Below are 23,325 nucleotides of genomic sequence, written 5' to 3'. Positions count from 1 at the left end.
CCACTTCTGCGTTGCGCTCGCCGTTTCGTTTCGGTGCAGTTGCACCGGGTTGGGTCCTTGCTACCCGCCAGCCGTGGTCAACGGTAGCAATGGCGGTGCGACCTGCAGGACGCCGTCAATCATCTTGTTTTCCATCTCCCTGATTTCCCTCAATTTCTATTTTTCTCACCCGGGGTCGTCGAGCCTGTGGCACACTTTCTGCTGTCTATTCCGTTGTTACATACCATGTTCCGGTATAGCGGAATAAACTCAATCTGGAGTGCTTGCCATGCAACGCCGACCTTCCTTGTTCAAAGCGTGTGTTTTTCTCTTCGTGGCCACGACGGCTGCCATGGGGGTCGCTCAGGCGGCCGACAGCAAGCTGGACAGCGTGCTGCAGCGGGGGAAATTGATCGTGGGCACGGGCAGTACCAATGCGCCGTGGCACTTCCAGGGAGCGGATGGCAAGTTGCAGGGCTTCGATATCGACATCGCGCGCATGGTCGCCAAGGGCCTGTTCAATGACCCGGAGAAAGTCGAGTTCGTGGTGCAGTCGTCCGATGCGCGGATTCCCAACCTGCTGACCGACAAGGTCGACATGAGCTGCCAGTTCATCACCGTTACCGCCAGTCGCGCCCAGCAAGTGGCATTCACCCTGCCGTACTACCGCGAAGGCGTGGGCCTGCTGCTGCCGGCCAACAGCAAGTACAAGGAAATCGAAGACCTCAAGGCGGCGGATGACGACGTTACCGTGGCGGTGCTGCAGAACGTCTACGCCGAAGAACTGGTGCACCAGGCGTTGCCCAAGGCCAAGGTCGACCAATACGACAGCGTCGACCTGATGTACCAGGCGGTGAACTCCGGCCGTGCCGATGCCGCCGCCACCGACCAGTCCTCGGTCAAATACCTGATGGTGCAGAACCCTGGGCGCTACCGCAGCCCGGCCTACGCCTGGAGCCCACAAACCTACGCCTGCGCGGTCAAGCGCGGCGACCAGGACTGGCTGAACTTCGTCAACACCACCTTGCATGAGGCCATGACCGGTGTGGAATTCCCCACCTACGCGGCGTCGTTCAAGCAGTGGTTCGGCGTCGAGCTGCCGTCGCCGGCGATCGGTTTCCCCGTTGAATTCAAATGACCCTGTGAGCCCGGGGCGCCCTTTGTGGGCGCACCGTCGAAGGTACTGCCGACCATGAATTATCAGTTGAACTTTGCCGCCGTCTGGCGCGATTTCGACACCTTGCTGGCGGGGCTCGGCCTGGGGCTTTCCCTGGCGCTGGTGTCGATCGCCATCGGTTGCGTGATCGGCCTGGCGATGGCGTTCGCGCTGCTCAGCAAGCATCGCGTGTTGCGGGTGCTGGCGTCGGTGTATGTCACGGTGATCCGCAATACGCCGATCCTGGTGCTGATCCTGTTGATCTACTTCGCCCTGCCAAGCCTGGGCATTCGCCTGGACAAGCTGCCGTCGTTCGTCATCACGCTCTCGCTGTACGCCGGGGCCTACTTGACCGAAGTGTTTCGCGGCGGGCTGTTGAGCATTCACAAGGGACAGCGTGAAGCGGGATTGGCCATCGGCCTGGGCGAGTGGCAGGTGAAGGCCTACGTCACCGTGCCGGTGATGCTGCGCAACGTATTGCCGGCGTTGTCGAACAACTTCATCTCGCTGTTCAAGGACACTTCCCTGGCGGCGGCGATTGCCGTGCCGGAGCTGACTTACTACGCCCGCAAGATCAACGTGGAGAGCTACCGGGTGATCGAAACCTGGCTGGTGACCACGGCCCTGTATGTCGCGGCCTGTTACCTCATTGCCATGCTGCTGCGGTATTTCGAGCAGCGCCTGGCGATCCGCCGTTAGGAGTCTGCCATGTACGAATCCCCCAGTTGGTTGCATGAGTTGTGGGTCGCCCGGGACACCCTGTGGGCCGGTTTCCTGACCAGCGTGCAGTGTTCGCTGTTGGCGATTGTGTTGGGCACCTTGATCGGTGTCGTCGCCGGGTTGGCGTTGACGTACGGCCGTGTCTGGATGCGTGCGCCGTTTCGTTTCTACGTCGACCTGATTCGCGGCACGCCGGTGTTCGTGCTGGTGCTGGCCTGCTTCTACATGGCCCCGGCCCTGGGCTGGCAGATCGGCGCGTTCCAGGCCGGCGTGCTGGGCTTGACGCTGTTCTGCGGCTCCCACGTGGCCGAGATCGTGCGCGGTGCCTTGCAGGCATTGCCCCGTGGACAGATGGAAGCGAGCCAGGCTATCGGCCTGACGTTCTACCAGGCGCTGGGTTACGTGCTGTTGCCCCAGGCGTTGCGGCAGATCTTGCCGACCTGGGTCAATTCCTCCACGGAGATCGTCAAGGCCTCGACCTTGCTGTCGGTGATCGGCGTCGCCGAATTGCTGCTCAGCACCCAGCAGATCATCGCCCGGACCTTCATGACGTTGGAATTTTACCTGTTCGCCGGGTTTCTCTTTTTCATCATCAATTACGCCATCGAATTGCTCGGGCGGCACATTGAAAAGCGGGTGGCGTTGCCATGACTGACGTTTCGAAACTCTCCAGTACAAAGCTCTCAAACAACCAACCGCTGCTGGACATTCGCGGCCTGCGCAAACAATACGGCCCGCTGGAAGTGCTCAAGGGCGTGGACCTGAGCATGCAGCGCGGCAATGTGGTCACGCTGATCGGCTCCAGCGGTTCGGGCAAGACCACATTGCTGCGTTGCGTGAACATGCTGGAAGAATTCCAGGGCGGCCGGATCGTGCTCGACGGCGAGTCCATCGGTTATGACGCGGTGGCTGGCAAGCGCGTGCGCCACCCCGAGAAAGTCATCGCCCGCCATCGGGCCATGACCGGCATGGCCTTCCAGCAGTTCAACCTGTTCCCGCATCTGACCGCGTTGCAGAACGTCACCCTGGGCCTGCTCAAGGTGAAAAAACTGCACAAGGACGAAGCGGTGGCCCTGGCCGAAAAATGGCTGGAGCGGGTCGGCCTGTTGGAGCGGCGCGACCACTTTCCCGGCCAGTTGTCCGGCGGCCAGCAGCAACGCGTGGCGATTGCCCGGGCGATTGCGATGAACCCCAGCCTGATGCTGTTCGACGAAGTCACTTCGGCCCTGGATCCGGAGCTGGTCGGTGAGGTGCTGAACGTGATCAAGGGCTTGGCCGAAGACGGCATGACCATGCTGCTGGTGACTCACGAAATGCGCTTCGCCTTTGAGGTCTCCGACAAGATCGTGTTCATGAACCAGGGCCGCATCGAAGAACAAGGGCCACCCAAGGAACTGTTCGAGCGGCCGCAATCGCCGCGTCTGGCGGAATTCCTCAAGAACACCCGTTTTTAATCCATTCAGCTATCAATCAATTCAACAAGGAGATACCCATGAGCATTACGCGTTACGGCACCGGCAGCACCGCAGGCGGCGGCCAGCCACGGCCCTTCGCCCGCGCCGTGGAGGCTGATGGCTGGCTGCACGTGTCTGGCCAGGTGCCGGCGGTGAACGGCGAGATCATTGTCGGCGGCATCGTCGAGCAGACCCACCAGACCATGAAGAACCTGGTCGCCATTCTCGAAGAGGCCGGCTACGGCCTGGAAGATGTGGTGCGCTGCGGCGTATGGCTGGAGGACCCGCGGGATTTCTGGAGTTTCAACAAAGTGTTCGGCGAATACTTCAACCCGGAACACGCCCCGGCCAGGGCCTGCGTGCAGGCGAGCATGATGGTCGATTGCAAGGTCGAGATCGATTGCATTGCCTACAAGAAAAAAGGCTGAACACGATATTCTGGAAAATTCGCTTCTGTGGCGAGGGAGCTTGCTCCCGCTCGGCTGCGCAGCAGTCGCGAGAAACTGGGCCTGCTGCGCAGGCCAGCGGGAGCAAGCTCCCTCGCCACAGTAAAGATACATGCGACTATGGGTGAAATTTCAGGAACCGAAAACATGACCGAAGACACCATCAAACGCCGGGCCCGGGGATTGGATCGGGCGTTCGATATCCTCGATTTTCTCAAGGAAATTGGCCAACCGCTGCGCCCGAACGATATTGCCAGCGGCATCGGCAGCCCCAAGTCCACGGTCTATGAACTGGTGGCGTCGCTGTTGGAGCGACGCATCCTCGAGCCGGTGGGCAAGGACGGTCACGTCTACCTGGGCCGCCAGTTGTATTTTCTTGGACAGGCGCACTTGCGGCATTTCGACCTGAGCCGCGAGGCCGACCAGGCCTTGCAGGAGATCGTGCGCCAGACCCGGGAAACGGCGCAGATGTGCCTGCTCAACGGGCGCAAATACACCGTCGCGCTGATGAAAGAAGGCGAGCGGCATTTCCGTATCTCCTCGGACATCGGTGAAAACGCGCCGATCCCATGGACCGCGTCCGGGCGCCTGCTACTGGCGCATCTGAGCGACCAGCAGATCGTCGACCTGATCGACCCCGACGATTTCATCCTGCCGGACGGCGAGCGCCTGCCCCTGGAGCAATTTCTCAAGGAAATCCGTCAGGCCGGCCTCGATGGTTTTTTCTCCTTCGACAGCGTCGCCGATACCTTCACCCATTGCTTCGCCGCACCGGTCAAAGACCCCGGCGGCGTGGCCATCGCCACCCTGTGCATCGTCGCCCCACGGGCCGACGCCAAGAACAATTACGCCGACTACCGCCGGGTGCTGATCGAAAGCGCCAACAACCTGGCCCGTCGCATCAATGAATAGACAGCAACGGCACTAGCGGCCGTGCGCGAGGAGTTCGAACATGTCATCTGCCATCCTTAATGCCGGCGTCGAGAAGGGCGCTGCCACCGTCGGCGCCCACCTGCTGCGGGACGTCAGCCTGCCAGCGCTGGTGCTGCACCGCGCGGCCCTGGAGCACAATATCCGCTGGATGCAGGATTTCGTCACCCGCAGCGGTGCCGAACTGGCGCCCCACGGCAAGACCAGCATGACCCCCGCGTTGTTTCGCCGACAGTTGGAGGCCGGCGCCTGGGGCCTGACCCTCGCCACCGCCGTGCAGACCCGTGCCGCCTACGCCCACGGCGTGCGTCGAGTGTTGATGGCCAACCAATTGGTGGGCACGCCAAACATGGCGCTGATTGCCGATCTGCTCGCCGACCCGGCGTTCGAATTCCATTGCCTGGTGGATCATCCAGACAACGTCGCTGACCTGGGCGCTTACTTCGCTTCTCGCGGCGTGCGGCTCAATGTGATGATCGAGTACGGTGTGGTCGGTGGTCGGTGTGGCTGCCGGACCGAAGCCGAGGTGTTGGCCCTGGCCGAGGCGATCCGCAGTCAACCGGCGCTGGCGTTGACCGGTATCGAAGGCTACGAAGGGGTGATCCACGGCGACCACGCCATCAGCGGCATCCGGGCGTTCGCAGCCTCCTTGGTACGGCTGGCGGTGCAGTTACAGGACGGCGGTGTCTTTGCCATCGACAAACCAATCATCACCGCCTCGGGGTCGGCCTGGTACGACCTGATCGCCGAATCCTTCGAAGCCCAGAATGCCCACGGGCGGTTCCTCAGCGTGCTGCGGCCCGGCAGCTACGTGGCCCATGACCATGGCATCTACAAAGAGGCCCAGTGCTGCGTGCTGGAGCGCCGCAGCGACCTGCACGAAGGCCTGCACCCGGCCCTGGAGGTCTGGGCCCATGTGCAATCGCTGCCGGAGCCGGGCTTCGCGGTGATCGCCCTGGGCAAGCGCGACGTCGCCTACGACGCCGGGTTACCGGTGCCGCTCAAGCGCTACACGCCCGGATCGGACGCGGTGGTGGGGGACGATGTCAGCGCTTGCAAGGTGACGGCGGTAATGGACCAGCATGCGTTCATGAGCGTGGCGGCGGGGGGTGAGCTGCGTGTGGGCGACATCATTTCGTTTGGGACTTCCCACCCGTGCCTGACGTTCGACAAGTGGCGAGTGGGATGCCTGGTGGATGAGCAACTGAGGGTGGTCGAGGCTATGGAGACTTGTTTCTGAGGCTTGAGACCGAGTCGCGCCCTTCGCGAGCAAGCCCGCTCCCACAGGGGACCTTAGGTGTCACAAATTTTGTGTTCACAACCCCCTAAGTGTGGGAGCGAGCCTGCTCGCGAAGACGGCCTGTAAAACACCGCTGAAATATCAGGAACATCCATGAGCAACCCCACACCCCGCATCGCCCTGATCGGCGAATGCATGATCGAACTGCAACAACGCGCCGACGGCAGCTTGCTGCAAAGCTTCGGCGGCGACACCCTGAACACCGCCGTGTACCTGTCCCGCGCCTTGGGCGACAGGGGCTCGGTGGATTACGTCACCGCCCTGGGCGACGACAGTTTCAGCGATGCCATGTGTGAGCGCTGGGCCGAAGAAAACATCGGGTTGCAAAGGGTCCAACGCTTGCCTGGACGCCTGCCGGGTCTGTATTGCATCCAGACCGATGCGGCGGGCGAGCGGCGATTCCTCTACTGGCGCAACGAAGCGGCGGTGCGCGAGTGTTTTACCACCCCGGCCGCCGCACCGATCCTGGCCGCATTGCCGGATTACGATGTGCTGTATTTCAGCGGCGTCACCCTGGCGGTACTCGGCGAGCAGGGGCGGCGCAAACTCATTGAGGCCCTGATCGAGGCACGGCGCCGCGGCGCCCAGGTGGTGTTCGATAACAACTACCGACCACGGCTCTGGGCCTCGGTCGAGGCGGCGCGCCTGGCGTATCGCAGCGTACTGCCTTACGTGGAGCTGGCGCTGTTGACCGTGGATGACGAACAGGCGCTGTTCGGCCATGTCGATGACGAGGCGGTATTCGCTGCGTATGCGCAGTTGGGCACGCCGGAAGTGGTGCTCAAGCGCGGTGCCGAGGCCTGTTTGATTCGTTGCGATGGGCAGTCTTATGAAGTGCCTGCCGTGCGGGTAGAGCGTGTTGTCGACACCACGGCGGCGGGAGATTCCTTCAGCGCCGCCTACCTGGCGAACCGCTTGCTGGGCGGCAGCCCGGTGGAAGCGGCCGAGGCGGGGCATCGGTTGGCGAGCCGGGTGATCCAGGTGCCGGGGGCGTTGATGCCCAAGGACTGACATCTCCTTGGAATCAGGTTATGCCTTTGTGGCGAGGGAGCTTGCTCCCGCTCGGCTGCGCAGCAGTCGCAAAAATGGGCCTGCTGCGCAGGCCAGCGGGAGCAAGCTCCCTCGCCACAGGATCGCGTTGTCAGGGCAATTCACTTCAATCCCGGTAGAACACCTGCACCAGGTGATAGCCAAACTTGCTCTTGATCGGTCCATGCACCACCCGCAGTGGCTTCTTGAAAATCACCGCATCGATCACCCCGACCATCTGCCCCGGCCGTACTTCGCCCAGGTCACCGCCGCGCTTGCCCGAGGGACAGGTGGAGTATTTCTTGGCCAGCACATCGAACGCTTCGCCCTTGGCGATGCGTTGCTTGAGCTGTTCGGCTTCTTCGGCGGTTTTCACCAGGATATGGCGGGCTTGGGCTTTCATTGCAGCGGTGACCTGAAGGGTGCGACGGGGCGGCGATTATGCCTCAAGTCAGCCGCCATGGTTGATCATCGTCCGAATCTTGTTGGCCAACAGATCGAGGGTGAAAGGCTTGGCGACCATGTCCATGCCCTGTTCGAGGAATCCTTGGCGTTCGGCGGCTTTCTGCGCGTAGCCGGTCATGAACAACACCTTGAGCCCCGGACGGTGCTGGCGGGCGATTTCCGCCAGTTGCCGGCCATTCATGCCCGGCAGCCCGACGTCGGTCACCAACAGGTCGATGCGTTGCTCCGATTCCAGCAGGGGCAGTGCCATCATGGCGTCCTGGGCCTCGAGTGCGGTGTAGCCCAAGGTCTTCAGCAGGTCGAGCACCAGCATGCGCACGGCGGGTTCGTCTTCCACCAGCAGTACGGTTTCCCCGGCGATGGCCGGTGGTGCCTCGACCGTCTCCGGCGTGGCGGGTTGTTGGGCCGGCGCAACGTGCAAGCGCGGCAGGTACAGCTGCACCCGCGTGCCCTGGCCCGGCACGCTGTCCAGGTTGAGGTGACCACCGGACTGTTGCGCAAACCCGTAGATCATCGACAAGCCCAGGCCGGTGCCCTGGCCGATGGGCTTGGTGGTGAAGAACGGGTCGAAGGCCTTGGCCAGCACGGCGGGGGTCATTCCGCTGCCGTTGTCGCTGACGGCGATCATCACGTAGTCGCCGGCCTTGACCGGCTCCAGGGTATTGATGTCCGTGCCGTCGAGATAGACATTGGCGGTTTCGACGATCAATTCGCCGCCCTCGGGCATCGCATCGCGGGCGTTGATCACCAGGTTGAGCAGGGCGTTTTCCAGCTGGCTGGCGTCGGTGCTGACCGGCCACAGCTCATTGGCCAGTTGCAGGCGCAGCACGATGTGATCGCCGGTGGTCCGGCTCAGCAGGTCTTCGAGCGAGTGCACCAGCTCGTTGGCGTCCAGCGGCTTGCGGTCCAGGGATTGGCGACGGGAAAACGCCAGCAACCGATGGGTCAGGGCCGCGGCGCGGTTGGCCGAGGACACCGCCGCTTCGGTGAAGCGGCCGATCTCGGCGGCACGGCCAGCGGCGATGTAGCGTTGCATCAGGTCGAGGCTGCCGAGAATGCCGGTCAGCATGTTGTTGAAGTCATGGGCAATGCCGCCGGTGAGCTGGCCCACGGCTTCCATTTTCTGCGCATGGCGCAAGGCTTCTTCGGCGCGCTCGCGTTCGAACATCTCGCTCTGCAGCCGGTGGTTGGCCTCGGCCAGTTGCTGGGTTCGAGCGATGACCCGTTCCTCCAGCGTTTCGTTGAGGTTGCGCAGGGCTTCCTCGGTTTTCCGACTCTCGGTTTCGTCGATCACAAAGATGTAGAAGCCGTTCACCGCACCATCCGCGCCGTGGCGCGGCAGGTAATTGATCAAGGAATGGCGCGGGCGACCGTCGCGATGATCCGACTGCACGGCAAAGCTGCACGGCTTGCCGGCCAGGGCGTCGGCGATCTGTTGGGCGCGGGCGGCATAGGCCTCATCGCCGAGCACTTCGCGGATGGTCTTGCCGTAGAGCTCCTGCGGAGTCATGCCGTACCAGTCCAAATAGGCGCTGTTGTTCAGCCGGAAACGCTCCTCGCGGTCCACGTAGCTGATGAGGATCGGCATGGCGTTGATGATCAGTTGCAGCTCGGTCTGGCTCTGGCGCAGGGCCTGCTCGGTGCGCTTGCGTTCGGTCAGGTCCAGGGCCGCGCCCAGGAAACGCTTGGGCCGGCCGTGGCGGTCCTTGTAGCAGCGGCCGCGCACATACACCCAGCGCAACTCATTGTCGGGCTGCAGCAGCCGGTACTCCTCGGCGTATTCGGTGCCGTGGGTGATGCAGTGCTTGATGCTGCGGGCAACCATCGCCCGGTCTTCGGGATGCACGCCTTCAAGATAGGCGCTGATGGGCAATTGTCGCGACAGGTCCGGATCGACGCCATGCAACAGGGCGAAATGCGCGTCGGCAATAAAGCGGTCCTCGCTGATGTCCCAATCCCAGGTGCCCAGCGCGTCGGCGGCGGCCAGGGCCAGTTGCAGGCGCTCTTCGCTTTCGTGCTGGGCCTTGAGGCTGGCCTCGGAACGCCGCTCGAACTCCATGGCCAGGCGGCGTCGCTCGCTGGTCTCGATGGCGGTGACCAGAATGCCGGCGACACTGCCGCGTTCGTCCCGCACCGGGCTGTAGGTCAGGTCCAGCCAGACATCGCAGAGACGGCCGGCGAAGGGCACGCGCCATCGCTGATCGCGGCAAGTGTGGGTCTGGCCTTGTAACACCCGCTGATAAATTCCTTCGGTCGTGCCTTTGAGTTCGGGCCATGCTGCATGGGTTGGCTGGCCGAACGCCCGAGGGTGTTTGTCACCAGCCAGTCGGCCGAAGGCGTCGTTGTAGAGGTGGGACAGCTGCGCGCCCCACAGCAACGCCATGGGCATGGGCGAATGGAGCACGATGTCCACGGCGGTGCGCAGGCTCTGCGGCCAGTCCCGGGCCGTGCCCAACGGGGTCTGGGCCCAGTCCACCTGGCTGACCAGGCGTTGTGTATCGCTGCTGGCGGGTGTCGCGTTCATCACGCGCTCCCTGCCTGTCGTGTCTGTACCACGGCGTCTACTATCCTTTGAGGAAGGTAAGTGCGAGTGGGGCTGAAAGATTTCATGTTCGGCTCAGCTTGTTTCATTGATGTCTCGCGGAAGTTTCAGTCCATGGAAATCGATCCGTTGTTGCGAATCCTGGCGAGCCAGAATGGTTCCGACCTTTACATGTCCACGGGTGCGCCGCCATGCGCGCGTTTCGAGGGGGTGATCAAGCCCTTGGCTAACGAGGCCTTCAAGGTCGGCGACATTGCCCGTCTCGCCGAGTCTTTGATGGACGCCGAACAGCGCCTTGAGTTCGATCGGGAACTGGAAATGAACCTGGCGATCTCCCTGGCGGGCGTCGGGCGGTTCCGGGTCAATATCTTCAAGCAGCGCAACGACGTGTCCATGGTGATCCGCAACGTCAAGCTGGATATCCCGCGCTTCGAAGACCTGAAGCTGCCCCGGGTGTTGTTGGACACCATCATGCAGAAACAGGGCTTGATGCTGTTCGTCGGTGCGACAGGCTCGGGCAAGTCGACCTCCCTCGCGGCGCTGATCGATTACCGCAATCGCAACAGCAGCGGTCACATCATCACCATCGAGGATCCGGTGGAGTACATCCATCGGCACAAGAAATCCATCATCAACCAACGGGAAGTCGGTGTCGACACCCGCAGTTTTCATGCCGCGCTGAAGAACACGTTGCGCCAGGCACCGGATGTTGTGCTGATCGGCGAGATCCGCGATCGGGAAACCATGGAGCATGCCCTGGCTTTCGCCGACACCGGGCACCTGGTGATTTCCACCTTGCATGCCCATAACGCCAACCAGGCCTTGGACCGGGTGATCAATTTCTTCCCGGAAGAACGCCGGCCGCAGTTGCTGCATGATCTGGGCAACAACCTCAAGGCTTTTGTTTCGCAGCGTCTGGTGCGCACCCGCACCCGCACCGGCCAGCGGCGGGCGGCGGTGGAGGTGATGCTGGGTTCACCGACGGTGGCCGACCTGATCCGGCGCAACGAACTTGGTGAGCTCAAGGGGATCATGGAGAAGTCAGAGGAACTGGGCATGCAGACTTTTGACCAGGCGCTGTTCAACCTGGTAGTCGAAGGGGCCATCGATGAGGAAGAAGCGCTGAAAAATGCCGACTCGGCGAACAACCTGCGATTGCGTTTGAAGCTGCACAGCGAGTCGGGCGCGGCGGCGCCACCGGCCGATCCGTCGGCGGGTGAGTGGGGGTTGATGGATTGATCAGGTGATCGTGCACCGCGGGCAATCTCGCTTTTCTGATGCTCAGAGACTGACTATTCCAGGCAAACACTCACCTTGTGGCGAGGGAGCTTGCTCCCGCTCGGCGGCGCAGCCGTCGTAAAACGGCTTGCGCGGTCTATTGGAGTGATCGAGGCGACCCAATGGGGGCCGCTTCGCAGCCCAGCGGGAGCAAGCTCCCTCGCCACAGTGGCCCGCGTTTCACCGGAGATCCATTGTGGGAGCGAGCTTGCTCGCGATGAGGCCCTGACGGTCAGTTCGCCAGCTCAGGCCGACCGCGAAACTGCTCCAGCGCCCCGGGATTGGCCAAGGCATCGGTGTTCTTTACCGCCTCCCCATGCACCACGTTGCGCACCGCCAACTCCACTACCTTGCCGCTGATGGTCCGCGGAATATCAGTGACGGCGAGGATCTTCGCCGGCACATGCCGTGGTGTGGTGTTGGCCCGGATGACCTGGCGAATCCGTTGTTCCAAGGCCTCATCCAGCATCACGCCATCACGCAGGCGCACGAACAGCACCACCCGGACATCACCCTGCCATTGCTGGCCGATGGCGACGCTGTCCAGCACCTGCTCGACCTTTTCCACCTGCCGATAGATTTCCGCCGTGCCGATGCGCACACCGCCCGGGTTGAGCACGGCGTCGGAGCGTCCATGGATCAACAGGCCGCCGTGGGGCAGTTCCTCGGCGTAGTCACCTTGGGCCCATACCCCGGGGAACTGGGCGAAGTAGGACGCGCGAAGTTTTTCCTGCCGAGGGTCGTTCCACAAACCAATGGGCATCGCCGGGAAATGCCGGGTGCACACCAACTCACCTTTTTCACCGATGACCGGCGTGCCGGCCTCGTTCCAGACCTGCACGGCCATGCCCAGGCTCTTGCCCTGCATCTCGCCCCGGCGGACCGCTGACAGCGGGTTGCCGTTGACGAAGCACGACACAATGTCGGTGCCGCCGGACATCGAGGCCAGGCAGATGTCGGGCTTGAGGTCCCGGTACACGTAGTCGTAGCTATGGGGCGCCAGTGCCGAGCCGGTGGACAGGAGGGTTTTCAGGCTGTCCAAGCGGTGCGTCTGCCGTGGCTTGAGGCCCTCGCTTTCCAGGGTCGCGAGGAATTTGGGGCTGGTGCCGAACACGCTGATGCGCTGCTGATCGATCAGGTCCAGCAAGCGCGCGGGGCCGGGGTGGAACGGCGAACCATCGTAGAGCACCACTGCGCTGCCCACGGCGAGGGCCGACACCAGCCAGTTCCACATCATCCAGCCGCAGGTCGTGTAGTAGAACAGCCGATCCTCGGGGCCGAGGCCGACGTGCAGGCCATGTTCCTTGACGTGTTGCAGCAGCACGCCGCCGGTGCCATGGACGATGCACTTCGGCACGCCGGTGGTGCCACTGGAGTACAGGATGTACAGCGGGTGGTCGAACGGGACGCTGACGAACTCCGGTTCGCCGCCGCTTTGGTAAAAGTCGTTCCACAACGCGACGGCAGCCGAGGTCTTGAAGTCTTCGACGCGGGCGTCAGGCTCGGCATAAGGCAGCACGATCAATTGCTGCAATGATGGCAATCGTTCAAGGATCTCGTTGATCTTGGGCCGTTGGTCGATGGTTTTCCCGGCATAGCGATAACCCGCGCACGTGATCAACACCTTGGGCTCGATCTGGCCGAAGCGGTCGATGACGCCCTGGGTGCCAAAATCCGGCGATGAGCACGACCAGATGGCGCCCAGGCTGGTGCTGGCGAGCATTCCCACCAACGTCTGCCAGGTGTTGGGCATGCAGGCGGCGACCCTGTCGCCCCGGGTCACGCCGGCCGCTTGCAGGCTTTTTTGCAGGCCGGCGACATGGGCGGCGAGTTCGGCCCAGGTCAGGTATTCCTCGTCGCCGTTTTCGGCCAGCGCTACCACGGCGAGGGCGTCATCGCGGCGGCGCAGCAGGTGTTCGGCGAAGTTCAGCGTGGCGCCCGGGAACCACTGGGCGCTGGGCATTTGCACGCCTTCCACCAGTACCGCGTCGGGGGCTTGGTGAAAGCGAATCTCGAAGAAATCGACGATGGCCTGCCAGAAGGCCTCGCGCTGGTCGATGCTCCAGGCGTGCAGGGCAGGGTAGTCGTTCAGTTGCAACTGATGCCGCGCGTTGGCGAACCGGCGAAAGGCGTCCATGCGTGACTGGGCGATGCGTTCGGGGCTGGGTTGCCAGAGGATGTCGGACATGGGGTGCCTCTTGTTTTTTCGGGCTTATAAACATTGCAGCACAAGGCGCACTTTGTGGCGAGGGAGCAAGCGGTGAAACGGTGCTTCCTGTAGCCAGGTCGCTTCTGTGGCGAGGGAGCTTGCTCCCGCTGGGCTGCGAAGCAGACCCAATAGGCGGCCGCTACGCAGCCGAGCGGGAGCAAGCTCCCTCGCCACAAAGGGCGCTTTCACCACACAAGGTTGCGTATCTATTGAGCCAACCACCCACCATCGATATTCCACGCCGCGCCCCGCACCTGGCTGCCGGCTTCACTGCACAGGAACAGCACCAGTTCCCCCAGTTGCGGCGGGGTGACGAATTCCAGGGACGGCTGTTTCTCGGCCAGCAGGTCATGCTGTGCCTGTTGCGGGTCGACGCCCGTGGCAATGCGATCATCGATCTGTTTTTGCACCAGCGGCGTCAGCACCCAGCCCGGGCAAATGGCGTTGCAGGTCACGTTGCTGGTGGCGGTTTCCAGGCCGACCACCTTGGTCAGGCCGATCACCCCGTGCTTGGCCGCGACATACGCCGCCTTGCCCACCGAACCGACCTGGCCATGTACCGAAGCGATATTGACGATCCGTCCCCAGCCCTTGGCCCGCATGCCCGGCAGGCTCAGGCGGGTGGCGTGGAACACCGAGGACAGGTTGATGGCGATGATCGAATCCCAGCGCTCCACGGGGAAATCCTCCACGGCGGCCACGTGCTGGATCCCGGCGTTGTTCACCAGGATGTCGACGCCACCGAACTCACGCTCGGCGTAGGCGAGCATGTCGGCGATCTGTGCCGGGTCGCTGACGTCGGCCGGGTGATGGCCGACCTTGCCGCCGAACTGTTTCACCTCGGCGATCACCGTCGAGGCATCGCCGAAGCCGTTGAGGATCAGGTTGGCGCCGGCCTTGGCCAGGCTCAGGGCGATGCCCAGGCCGATGCCGCTGGTGGAGCCGGTAACCAGGGCGGTCTTGCCCGAAAGAGGGGTTGTCATGGGGAACCTCACACAATGCCAGTGGCGTAGAACACACCGATCACGAAGAACACCGCGAGGGTCTTGATCAGCGTAATGCAGAAAATGTCTTTATAGGCTTCGCGATGGGTCAGCCCGGTCACTGCCAACAGGGTAATCACCGCGCCGTTGTGGGGCAGGGTGTCCATGCCGCCGCTGGCCATGGCGGCCACCCGGTGCAGCACTTCCAGGGGGATGTTGGCGGCGTGGGCGGCGCTGATGAAGGTTTCCGACATCGCCGCCAAGGCGATGCTCATGCCGCCCGAGGCGGAGCCGGTGATGCCCGCCAGCAGCGTGACGGTCACCGCTTCGTTGACCAATGGGTTGGGAATGCTCTTGAGCCAGTCGGCCAGTACCAGGAAGCCGGGCAAGGACGCGATGACGGCGCCGAAGCCGTATTCCGACGCGGTGTTCATCGCCGCCAGCAAAGCACCGCCCACCGCGCTCTTGCTGCCTTCGGCCAGTTTGCTGCGAATGGCCCGGAAGCCGAACAGCAGGACCATGATAATGCCCACCAGCAACGCCGCCTGCACCGCCCAGATCGCGGTGAGCTTGGCGATGTCGCTGGTCACCGGGGCGCTCATGCCCGGCAGCGCCAGGCTGTGGGTCTTGCCATACCATTGGGGAATCCACTGGGTGAACAGCAGGTTCATGACCCCCACCGCCAGCAGCGGTGAAACGGCAATCCAGGGGTTGGGCAGCTGGATGTCTTCGGCGGTTTCCGGCTCGTTGCGCAGCTCGGTGCCGTAGCCTTCGCCCTCGCGTTGGGCCTTGTTGCGCTGGCGTTGCAAGAACAGCATGCCAAGACTGAACACGAAGATCGTACCGATCACCCCCAGCCACGGTGCCGCCCAGGCGGTGGTGTTGAAGAACGTGCTGGGGATGATGTTCTGGATCTGCGGCGTGCCGGGCAGGGCGTCCATGGTGAACGAGAACGCGCCGAGGGCGATGGTGGCCGGGATGAGCCGCTTGGGAATGTTGCTCTGGCGGAACATCTCGGCGGCGAACGGGTACACCGCGAACACCACGACGAACAGCGACACGCCGCCATACGTCAGCACGGCGCAGACCAGCACGATCACCAGCATGGCTTGGCGCGTCCCCAGCAAGCGAATCGCCGCGGCGACGATGGAACGGGAGAATCCCGACAATTCAATCAGCTTGCCGAACACCGCACCGAGCAGGAACACCGGGAAGTAGAGCTTGATGAAACCGACCATTTTCTCCATGAACACCCCGGTGAAGGCAGGGGCGACGGCGGACGGGTCGGTGAGCAGGACGGCACCGAGGGCGGCGATGGGGGCGAAGAGGATAACGCTGTAGCCACGGTAGGCGGCGACCATCAGCAGCGTGAGAGCTGCCAAGGCAATGATCACACTCATGGTGTGTCTCCTGGATTGTTATTGTTGTGGTGAAGCGGTGGCGGGGCTATAGCGAGTTTTGTGCCAGATGCGTAACTGGCTGAAATATAAGGATATTGTTTGATTTTGTGGAGGTGATCTGAAGATTTAGTCTCTGTTTTGAGATTTCTGGAGCTGTGCGGGCCTCATCGCGAGCAGGCTCGCTCCCTCAGTTGACCGCGTTGAACAGGAGAAACGCTGTCCCCATGTGGGAGCGAGCCTGCTCGCGATGAGCGCGAAGCGCTCCAAAACAGGAGTCTAAATATAGAGATATGAGTCTCTTTATTGAGACTCGGCAATCCCCAACGCCACCATCTTCTTGTACAGCGTCGACCTTCCCAGCCCCAACCGCTCGGCCGCTTCGACCACCTTGCCCCCGCATTGCGCGAGGGTGGTTTCGATCAATTGCCGGTCGAAGCGCGCCCGGGCCTGGCTGAAGGTTTCATGGGGCAGGGGTTCAATGCTCACGTCCGCTGGCCGCGCCACCGGCGTGAACGTCCCGATGGCCGCGCGGATGTCCGTTGCCGTGAGTACCAGGTCATCGCTGAGCAGTGCGGCCCGTTCCAGCACATTGCGCAGTTCGCGGATGTTGCCCGGCCAGGCGTGTTGCCGCAGCAGGTCGAGGGCGGCGGGGTTCAATTCGTGCTGGCTGCGCAGCTCTTCCAGGATCGCTTCGCTCAAGGCCGGCAAGTCATCCAGGCGCTCGCGCAGCGGCGGCACCTGGATCGGCAGCACGTTGAGGCGGTAATACAGGTCGGCGCGAAACTCTCCACGCTTGATCGCCGCTTCCAGGTCCATAGAGGTGGCGGCGATCACCCGCACGTCGCTTTGCAGCACCTCGTTGGAGCCCACCGGCTCGTATTCCTTTTCCTGGAGCACCCGCAGCAGTTTGCTTTGCAGCGGCAACGGCATGTCGCCGATCTCGTCGAGGAACAGCGTGCCGCCTTGGGCAATCTGCAGCTTGCCGGCGCGGCCCTTGCGGTCGGCCCCGGTAAAGGCCCCCGGCGCGGTGCCGAAGAACTCGGCTTCCAGCAGCGATTCAGGAATCGCTGCACTATTGATGCTGACGAACGGCTTGTGTGCCCGCGGCGAAGCGCTGTGGATGGCCTGGGCCAGCAGCTCCTTGCCGGTGCCGGTTTCGCCGAGCAGCAGCACCGGCGAATCGGCGCTGGCGCTGCGCCGGGCACGACGCTTGACCTCAAGGCCGGCGCTGCTGGTGCCAATGAAATGGGCAAAGTTGTACTTGGTTTGCCGCGCCCGCAGCAGCGAACGGGTGGAGGCCAGCTCTTCTTGCATGCTCAGGTAACGCTTGAGCATCGGCGACAGGCTGCGCAATTCATCGAACAAGGCAAAACCGATGGCGCCGATCACCGCACCCGCGCTGTCGTGGATCGGCAGCCGCATCACCACCAGCGGCTCCTTGGGGGTGTCCTGCATGTCCAGCAGGATCGGCCGCCCGGTGCGCACCACTTCCCGCAGCAGGCTGCTGGGGATCACGCTCTCGCAGGCCCGGCCAATCGCCTCCTGCGCCGAGTTCAGGCCGAAACGACGGGCGTAGCGCTCGTTCATCCAGACGATATTCGCGTCACGGTCGACAATCACCGTGCCTTCGCTGGACTGCTCGATGATCTCGAACAACGAACGGATCGCCAGCGTGCGCACGCGCTTGTAATCCTTGAGGCTTTCGGTGGGGTTCATGCTAGTTCCAGAATGTGTGGGTTCTGTTCGGGCCTCTTCGCGAGCAGGCTCGCTCCCACAGGGGATCTTCGGTGTGCTGAAGATCCAATGTGGGAGCGGGCTTGCTCGCGAAGGCCGCGACGCGGTCCAACGGCATGACGCCGATTATGCCCACCCCGGATGCGCCGCCGCCAACAACTCCTTGGTATAGGGATGCTGGGGCGAGTCGAACACGTCATGGCTGGCGCCTTGCTCGACCACTTTGCCGTCCTTGATCACGATCATGTCGTGGGCCAGGGCGCGGACCACCGCCAGGTCATGGCTGATGAACAGGTAGGTCAGGCCGTGCTTTTCCTGGAGCTGGCGCAGCAGGGCGACCACTTGTTTCTGCACGGTGCGGTCCAGGGCCGAGGTCGGTTCGTCCAGCAGGATCAGGGCCGGCTTGAGCACCAGGGCCCGGGCGATGGCGATGCGTTGGCGCTGGCCACCGGAAAACTCATGGGGGTAGCGGTGGCGGCTCTGGGGGTCGAGTCCGACTTCCTTGAGGGCCTGGATCACCTGCGCCTCACACGCCTCGGCGCTGGACGGGCTGTGGACTTCGAGGCCTTCGCTGATGATCTGTTGCACCGACATGCGCGGGCTGAGGCTGCCGAACGGGTCCTGGAACACCACCTGCATCTTTTTGCGCCACGGCCGCAGGGCCTTGTGGGATAACTGTTCAAGGGCATGGCCCTGGAAGTGGATGCTGCCTTCGGATTCGATCAGCCGCAGGATTGCCTGGCCCAGGGTGGACTTGCCGGAACCGGATTCGCCGACGATGCCCAGGGTCTTGCCGCGCTGGATGCTCAGGCTGATGCCGTCCACGGCGCGCAAGTATTCCTTGCGTCGGAACAGCCCACCGCCCAAGGCAAAACTCACCCGCAGGTCCCGCACCTGCAACACGTCTTCGCGTTCGTCCCGGGGCAGGGCCTCGCCTTCCGGTTCGGCGTGCAGCAGCTCGCAGCTGTAGGGATGTTTCGGTGCGCTGAACAGGGTTTCGCAGGGTGCCTGCTCGACAATTTCCCCGGCCTGCATCACGCACACCCGCTGGGCGATGCTGCGCACCAGGTTGAGGTCGTGGCTGATCAGCAGCAAGGACATGCCGAGTCGTTGCTGCAAGGACTTGAGCAGCAGCAGGATCTTGCGCTGCACGGTCACGTCCAGCGCCGTGGTCGGTTCGTCGGCAATCAACAGCTCCGGCTCGCAGGCCAGGGCCATGGCGATCATCACCCGTTGCCGCTGGCCGCCGGACAGTTGATGGGGGTAGGCCTTGAGCCGCTCGGCGGGTTTCTGGATGCCCACCAGGGCCAGCAGTTCCAGGATGCGCTGGCGCGCCGCCTTGCCGCCCAGGCCCCGGTGCAGCATCAGGGTTTCACCGATCTGCTTTTCGACGCTGTGCAGTGGGTTCAGCGAGGTCATCGGTTCCTGGAAGATCATGGCGATGCGGTTGCCGCGCAATTCCCGCAGGGTCTTGGCCTCGGCCCCCAGCAGTTCCTGGCCACGGTAGCGAATGCTGCCGGTGGTGCGAGTGCCGGTCTCGGGCAGCAATTGCAGGATCGAATGGGCCGTCACCGACTTGCCGGAGCCCGACTCGCCCACCAGGGCCAGGCATTCGCCGGGGCGGATGTCCAGGCACAGGTTGCGCACCACCGTCTGGTCGTTGAAGGCCACGCTCAGGTCGCGGATTTCGATCAGGTTGTCGCTCATCTCAAGGTTCCGCTTCATGGCTGTTTCAAGATCGTGGATCAAAGGCGTCGCGCAACGCCTCGCCGATAAATACCAGCAGGGAAAGAATCAGTGCCAGGGTGAAAAATGCCGTCAACCCCAGCCACGGCGCTTGCAGGTTCTGCTTGCCTTGGGCGATCAACTCGCCCAGCGATGCACTGCCGGCTGGCATGCCGAAACCGAGGAAATCCAGGGCGGTGAGGGTGGAGATCGCCCCGGTGAGGATAAAGGGCAGGTAGCTCAGGGTGGCGTTCATCGCATTGGGCAGGATATGCCGCACGATCACCTTGCGGTCGGACAGGCCCAGGGCCCTGGCGGCCTTGACGTATTCAAGGTTGCGCCCACGCAGGAACTCGGCGCGGACCACGTCCACCAGGGCCAGCCAGGAAAACAGCGCCATGATCCCCAACAGCCACCAGAAATTCGGCTCGACGAAGCCGGACAGGATGATCAACAAGTAGAGCACCGGCAGCCCGGACCAGACTTCCAGCAAGCGCTGTCCGAGCAGATCCACCCAGCCGCCGTAATAGCCCTGCAACGCACCGGCGGCGATGCCGATCAACGCGCTGATGGTGGTCAGGGCCAGGGCGAACAGGATCGACACCCGCGCGCCGAAGATCACCCGGGCCAGCACGTCCCGGGACTGGTCATCGGTGCCCAGCCAGTTCACCGCCGAGGGCGGGCTCGGAGCCGGCTGGTTGAGGTCGTAATTGGGCGTGTCGTCGCTGAACGGGATCGGTGGAAACCACAGCCAGCCGCCGTCCTTGTGGATCAGGTTCTGCACGTAGCTGCTGCGGTAGTCGGCCTGGAACGGCAGCTGCCCACCAAACTCCTGTTCGGTATGGCGCTTGAACACCGGGAAATACAGCGAGCCCTGATAGCTGACCACCAGCGGTTTGTCATTGGCTATCAACTCGCCGCCCAGGCTCAGGATGAACAGGCCGATGAACAGCCACAATGACCACCAGCCCCGGCGGTTTTTCTTGAAACGTTCGAAACGTCGGCGGCCCAAGGGGGAAAGCTTGAACATCAGGCGTTCCTCGCGGCGAAGTCGATGCGCGGATCCACCAAGGTGTAGCAGAGGTCGCCGATGAGTTTGATCAGCAGGCCGAACAGCGTAAAGATGAACAGCGAGCCGAACACCACCGGATAATCCCGCGACACGGCGGCCTCGTAGCTCATGCGTCCCAGGCCGTCGAGGGAAAAGATCACTTCGATCAGCAAGGAACCGGCGAAGAACACGCTGATAAAGGCTTGGGGAATGCCCGAGACCACCAACAGCATCGCATTGCGGAACACGTGGCCGTACAGCACCCGGCGTTCGCTCATGCCCTTGGCTCGCGCGGTGACCACGTACTGGCGGGTGATTTCATTGAGGAACGAGTTCTTGGTCAGGATCGTCAGCGTGGCGAAGCCGCCGATCACCAGGGAGGTGACCGGCAGCACCAGGTGCCAGAAGTAATCGGCGATCTTGCCCAGCGTCGACAGCGACTCGAAGTTGTCCGACACCAGCCCGCGCACCGGAAACCAGTTCAGCGAGGTGCCGCCGGCAAACATCACGATCAGGAACATCGCGAAAAGAAACGCCGGCATGGCGTAGCCGATGATGATCGCCGTGCTGCTCCACACATCGAATGCCGAGCCGTGGCGCACGGCCTTGCGAATGCCCAGGGGGATCGACACCAGGTAGGTGATCAAGGTCGCCCAGAGCCCAAGGGAGATGGTCACCGGCATTTTTTCCAGGATCAGGTCGGTGACCGTGGCGCCGCGGAAGAAGCTCTTGCCGAAGTCGAGGCGGGCGTAGCTGCCGAGCATCAGCCACAGGCGCTCATGGGCCGGCTTATCGAAGCCGTATTGTTTTTCGATGTCCTTGATCAACTGCGGGTCGAGGCCGCGACTGGCTCGGGAGCTGCCGGTCATCTCACCGCCCGAGCTGCCGACGCTGCCGCCGCCGATGCCTTGAAGCTGGGCGATGGCCTGTTCCACCGGGCCGCCGGGTGCGGCCTGCACGATGACGAAGTTCACCAGCAGGATGATCACCAGGGTGGGAATGATCAGCAGCAGGCGCCGTGCGATATAAGCCCACATCAATGCGGCCCTCCGGGTGTGCCGCGCCTGAGGCGTTCGGCGCGCATCTGCTCGTTGGTCAGCGGTGTGGTGCTCACTTCCCACCAGCTTTCGATGGCTTCGTCATTGCTGGCCTGGACCTTTGGCATGCCGAAGCGGTTCCACCACACGGTCGAGCTGCCAGGCGGGTAATAGTTGGGGATCCAGTAGTAATTCCATTGCAGCACCCGGTCCAGGGCGTGGGCATGGTGCAGCATGTCGGCCTGGGTGCTGGCCTTGACCAGGCCGTCGATCAGCGTGTCTACCGCCGGGTTCTTCAAGGCCATGTAGTTGTTGGCCCCCGGGTCGTTGGCCGCTGCCGAGCCGAAGTAATTGTAGAGTTCCATGCCCGGCGAAGTGCTGACGGGATAGCCGGTGATGATCATGTCGTAGTCGCGACTCATCAGGCGATTGACGTACTGGGAGGCGTCGATGCGGCGGATGCTCATGTCGATGCCGATCTGCGCCAGGGTTCGCTTGTAGGGCAGCAGCAGGCGGTCGATACCGTTCTGGCTGTTCAGGAAGGTGAAGCTCAGCGGTTTACCCTCGGCGTTCACCAGGCGGTCGCCCTCGGGTTTCCAGCCGGCCTGTTCCAACAAGGCCAGGGCTTGCAGTTGTTTGTCGCGGATCACGCCGCTGCCATCGGTTTTCGGGGCCTGGAAGACCTGGGTGAAGACTTCGTCGGGAATCTGCCCGCGCAACGGCTCGAGAATCGCCAGCTCGCCGGCGTCCGGCAGTTTGCGGGCGGCGAGGTCGGTGTTGGAGAAAAAACTCTGCTGACGCACATAAAGGTTGCGCATCATCTGGCGGTTGCTCCATTCGAAATCCCAGAGCATCGCCAAGGCTTGGCGCACGCGGCGGTCCTGGAATTGCGGTTTTTGCAGGTTGAAGACAAAACCCTGGGCGGTCTGGGGCGCCTCTTTGGCCAGGTGGGCCTTTTGCAGGCGCCCGTCCTGCAGGGGCGGGCCGTCATAGCCGATGGAATAGCCGGTGGCGGAAAATTCGCGGTTGTAGTCATAGGCGCCGCCGCGCAGCACCTGGCGGGCGACGTCGGTGTCGCCGAAATATTCGATGCTGAAATGGTCGAAATTGTAGAGCCCGCGACTGACCGGCAAGTCCTTGCCCCACCAATCGGCATTGCGTTCGAAGGTAATGCTGCGCCCGGAATCGACCTTGCTCACTCGGTAAGGGCCACTGCCCAGTGGGGCCTCGTAGCCGCCGCCGTTGGCGAAATCGCGGATCTTCCACCAGTGTTCGGGAAAGACCGGCAGGGTGGCGACGTCCAGGGGCAGCGTGCGGCTTTCGTTGTTCTTGAAGTTGAAGCGCACGGTGCGCGCGTCCTCGACCACGACGTCCTTGACCGCCGCGAACTGGGTGCGATAGCGCAGGCTGCCTTGGGTCATCAGCAGCTCGAAGCTATAGCGCACATCCTCGGCGGTGATGGGCTTGCCATCGGCGAAGCGGGCCTTGGGGTTCAGGTAGAAGCGCAGGGACAGGCCATCGTCGGCACCCTCCATCTTCTGCGCCACCAGGCCATAAACGGTATAGGGCTCGTCCAGCGAGCGCTGGGCCAGTGGTGAATACAGCATCCCGTCGATCTGGCTGACGCCGATGCCTTTGTCGATGTAGGGCAGGATGTGGTCGAAGTGGCCGATCTCGATGGCCGAGCGGCGCATGGTCCCACCTTTGGGGGCCTGGGGATTGGCGTAGGCGAAGTGGCCGAAGCCTTCGGCATATTTGGCGGGTTCGCCATAGACGGTCAGAGCATGTTGCGGTGCTGCATCGACGCCTGGGGCGCCTGTGAGCAGGACTGCGGCAGTCAATAGCAGTGAAGAAAACGCCAGTCGCATTGTCAGCCTTAAAGCCGGG

The 23,325-nt window shown here is 62.9% G+C and carries 19 protein-coding genes; 9 read left to right on the top strand and 10 right to left on the bottom strand.

Features of this window, described 5'->3' with window-relative positions; genetic code table 11:
- Positions 1–268 precede the first annotated feature (268 nt).
- From J3P88_RS19030 to J3P88_RS18995, 8 genes are all read left to right on the top strand, one after another.
- Positions 269–1,117, top strand: coding sequence for a transporter substrate-binding domain-containing protein (locus J3P88_RS19030; RefSeq protein ID WP_207961909.1), 849 nt, complete (start codon positions 269–271; stop codon positions 1,115–1,117).
- 54 nt (positions 1,118–1,171) lie between these two features.
- Positions 1,172–1,834, top strand: coding sequence for an amino acid ABC transporter permease (locus J3P88_RS19025; RefSeq protein ID WP_014338685.1), 663 nt, complete (start codon positions 1,172–1,174; stop codon positions 1,832–1,834).
- Positions 1,835–1,843: 9 nt separating this feature from the next.
- Positions 1,844–2,506 carry an amino acid ABC transporter permease gene (locus tag J3P88_RS19020; protein ID WP_053121514.1) on the top strand — a complete coding sequence of 221 codons (663 nt, stop codon included), beginning with the start codon at positions 1,844–1,846 and terminating at the stop codon, positions 2,504–2,506.
- Positions 2,503–3,309, top strand: a complete 807-nt coding sequence (locus J3P88_RS19015; RefSeq protein WP_434570965.1) for an amino acid ABC transporter ATP-binding protein — start codon at positions 2,503–2,505, stop codon at positions 3,307–3,309. The genes J3P88_RS19020 and J3P88_RS19015 overlap by 4 nt, the downstream gene beginning before the upstream one ends.
- A 38-nt stretch (positions 3,310–3,347) precedes the next feature.
- The gene (locus J3P88_RS19010; protein ID WP_186706691.1) at positions 3,348–3,737 is read left to right on the top strand and encodes a RidA family protein; all 390 of its coding nucleotides are present in this window, start codon (positions 3,348–3,350) and stop codon (positions 3,735–3,737) included.
- 165 nt (positions 3,738–3,902) lie between these two features.
- A complete protein-coding gene (locus J3P88_RS19005) occupies positions 3,903–4,667 on the top strand; it encodes an IclR family transcriptional regulator (protein ID WP_058543922.1) in 765 nt (254 codons plus the stop codon).
- 40 nt (positions 4,668–4,707) lie between these two features.
- Positions 4,708–5,925 (top strand): amino acid deaminase, encoded by a 1,218-nt coding sequence (locus J3P88_RS19000; protein ID WP_434570963.1) that lies wholly within the window; start codon positions 4,708–4,710, stop codon positions 5,923–5,925.
- A gap of 153 nt (positions 5,926–6,078) precedes the next feature.
- Positions 6,079–6,996 carry a sugar kinase gene (locus tag J3P88_RS18995; RefSeq protein WP_434570961.1) on the top strand — a complete coding sequence of 306 codons (918 nt, stop codon included), beginning with the start codon at positions 6,079–6,081 and terminating at the stop codon, positions 6,994–6,996.
- 145 nt (positions 6,997–7,141) lie between these two features.
- Here the strand turns inward: J3P88_RS18995 and J3P88_RS18990 are convergent, their stop codons facing one another.
- Both J3P88_RS18990 and J3P88_RS18985 read right to left on the bottom strand, forming a co-directional pair.
- Positions 7,142–7,417: a peptidylprolyl isomerase gene (locus J3P88_RS18990; protein WP_003182808.1), complete on the bottom strand. Its 276-nt coding sequence runs from the start codon at positions 7,415–7,417 to the stop codon at positions 7,142–7,144.
- Positions 7,418–7,465: 48 nt separating this feature from the next.
- A complete protein-coding gene (locus J3P88_RS18985) occupies positions 7,466–10,003 on the bottom strand; it encodes a PAS domain-containing protein (protein ID WP_434570958.1) in 2,538 nt (845 codons plus the stop codon).
- 132 nt (positions 10,004–10,135) lie between these two features.
- Here J3P88_RS18985 and J3P88_RS18980 point away from each other — a divergent pair, with 132 nt between their 5' ends.
- Positions 10,136–11,260, top strand: coding sequence for a PilT/PilU family type 4a pilus ATPase (locus J3P88_RS18980; protein ID WP_434570956.1), 1,125 nt, complete (start codon positions 10,136–10,138; stop codon positions 11,258–11,260).
- Positions 11,261–11,531: 271 nt separating this feature from the next.
- Here the strand turns inward: J3P88_RS18980 and J3P88_RS18975 are convergent, their stop codons facing one another.
- The 8 genes from J3P88_RS18975 to J3P88_RS18940 all read right to left on the bottom strand — a co-directional run bounded on the left by J3P88_RS18975 (position 11,532) and on the right by J3P88_RS18940 (position 23,306).
- A complete protein-coding gene (locus J3P88_RS18975) occupies positions 11,532–13,487 on the bottom strand; it encodes an acetoacetate--CoA ligase (protein ID WP_434570955.1) in 1,956 nt (651 codons plus the stop codon).
- Between the two features lie 227 nt (positions 13,488–13,714).
- Positions 13,715–14,491 (bottom strand): 3-hydroxybutyrate dehydrogenase, encoded by a 777-nt coding sequence (locus J3P88_RS18970; RefSeq protein ID WP_434570953.1) that lies wholly within the window; start codon positions 14,489–14,491, stop codon positions 13,715–13,717.
- Positions 14,492–14,499: 8 nt separating this feature from the next.
- Positions 14,500–15,891 carry a GntP family permease gene (locus J3P88_RS18965; protein WP_186706698.1) on the bottom strand — a complete coding sequence of 464 codons (1,392 nt, stop codon included), beginning with the start codon at positions 15,889–15,891 and terminating at the stop codon, positions 14,500–14,502.
- A 300-nt stretch (positions 15,892–16,191) separates the two neighbouring features.
- On the bottom strand, positions 16,192–17,607 hold the full coding sequence (locus J3P88_RS18960) for a sigma-54 interaction domain-containing protein (protein WP_186729035.1): 1,416 nt from the start codon (positions 17,605–17,607) through the stop codon (positions 16,192–16,194).
- A 144-nt stretch (positions 17,608–17,751) separates the two neighbouring features.
- Positions 17,752–19,332 carry an ABC transporter ATP-binding protein gene (locus J3P88_RS18955; protein WP_434576542.1) on the bottom strand — a complete coding sequence of 527 codons (1,581 nt, stop codon included), beginning with the start codon at positions 19,330–19,332 and terminating at the stop codon, positions 17,752–17,754.
- Between the two features lie 25 nt (positions 19,333–19,357).
- The gene (locus J3P88_RS18950) at positions 19,358–20,380 is read right to left on the bottom strand and encodes an ABC transporter permease (RefSeq protein WP_186710437.1); all 1,023 of its coding nucleotides are present in this window, start codon (positions 20,378–20,380) and stop codon (positions 19,358–19,360) included.
- Positions 20,380–21,438 (bottom strand): microcin C ABC transporter permease YejB, encoded by a 1,059-nt coding sequence (locus tag J3P88_RS18945; protein WP_434570951.1) that lies wholly within the window; start codon positions 21,436–21,438, stop codon positions 20,380–20,382. The genes J3P88_RS18950 and J3P88_RS18945 overlap by 1 nt, the downstream gene beginning before the upstream one ends.
- A complete protein-coding gene (locus J3P88_RS18940) occupies positions 21,438–23,306 on the bottom strand; it encodes an extracellular solute-binding protein (protein ID WP_434570949.1) in 1,869 nt (622 codons plus the stop codon). Before J3P88_RS18940 ends, J3P88_RS18945 begins: the two co-directional genes overlap by 1 nt.
- Positions 23,307–23,325: the final 19 nt, after the last annotated feature.

Origin of the sequence: Pseudomonas sp. Z3-6, assembly GCF_051131985.1 — a bacterium.
GTDB lineage: Bacteria > Pseudomonadota > Gammaproteobacteria > Pseudomonadales > Pseudomonadaceae > Aquipseudomonas > Aquipseudomonas zanjanensis.
This window is presented reverse-complemented; position numbering and strand designations above follow the sequence as displayed.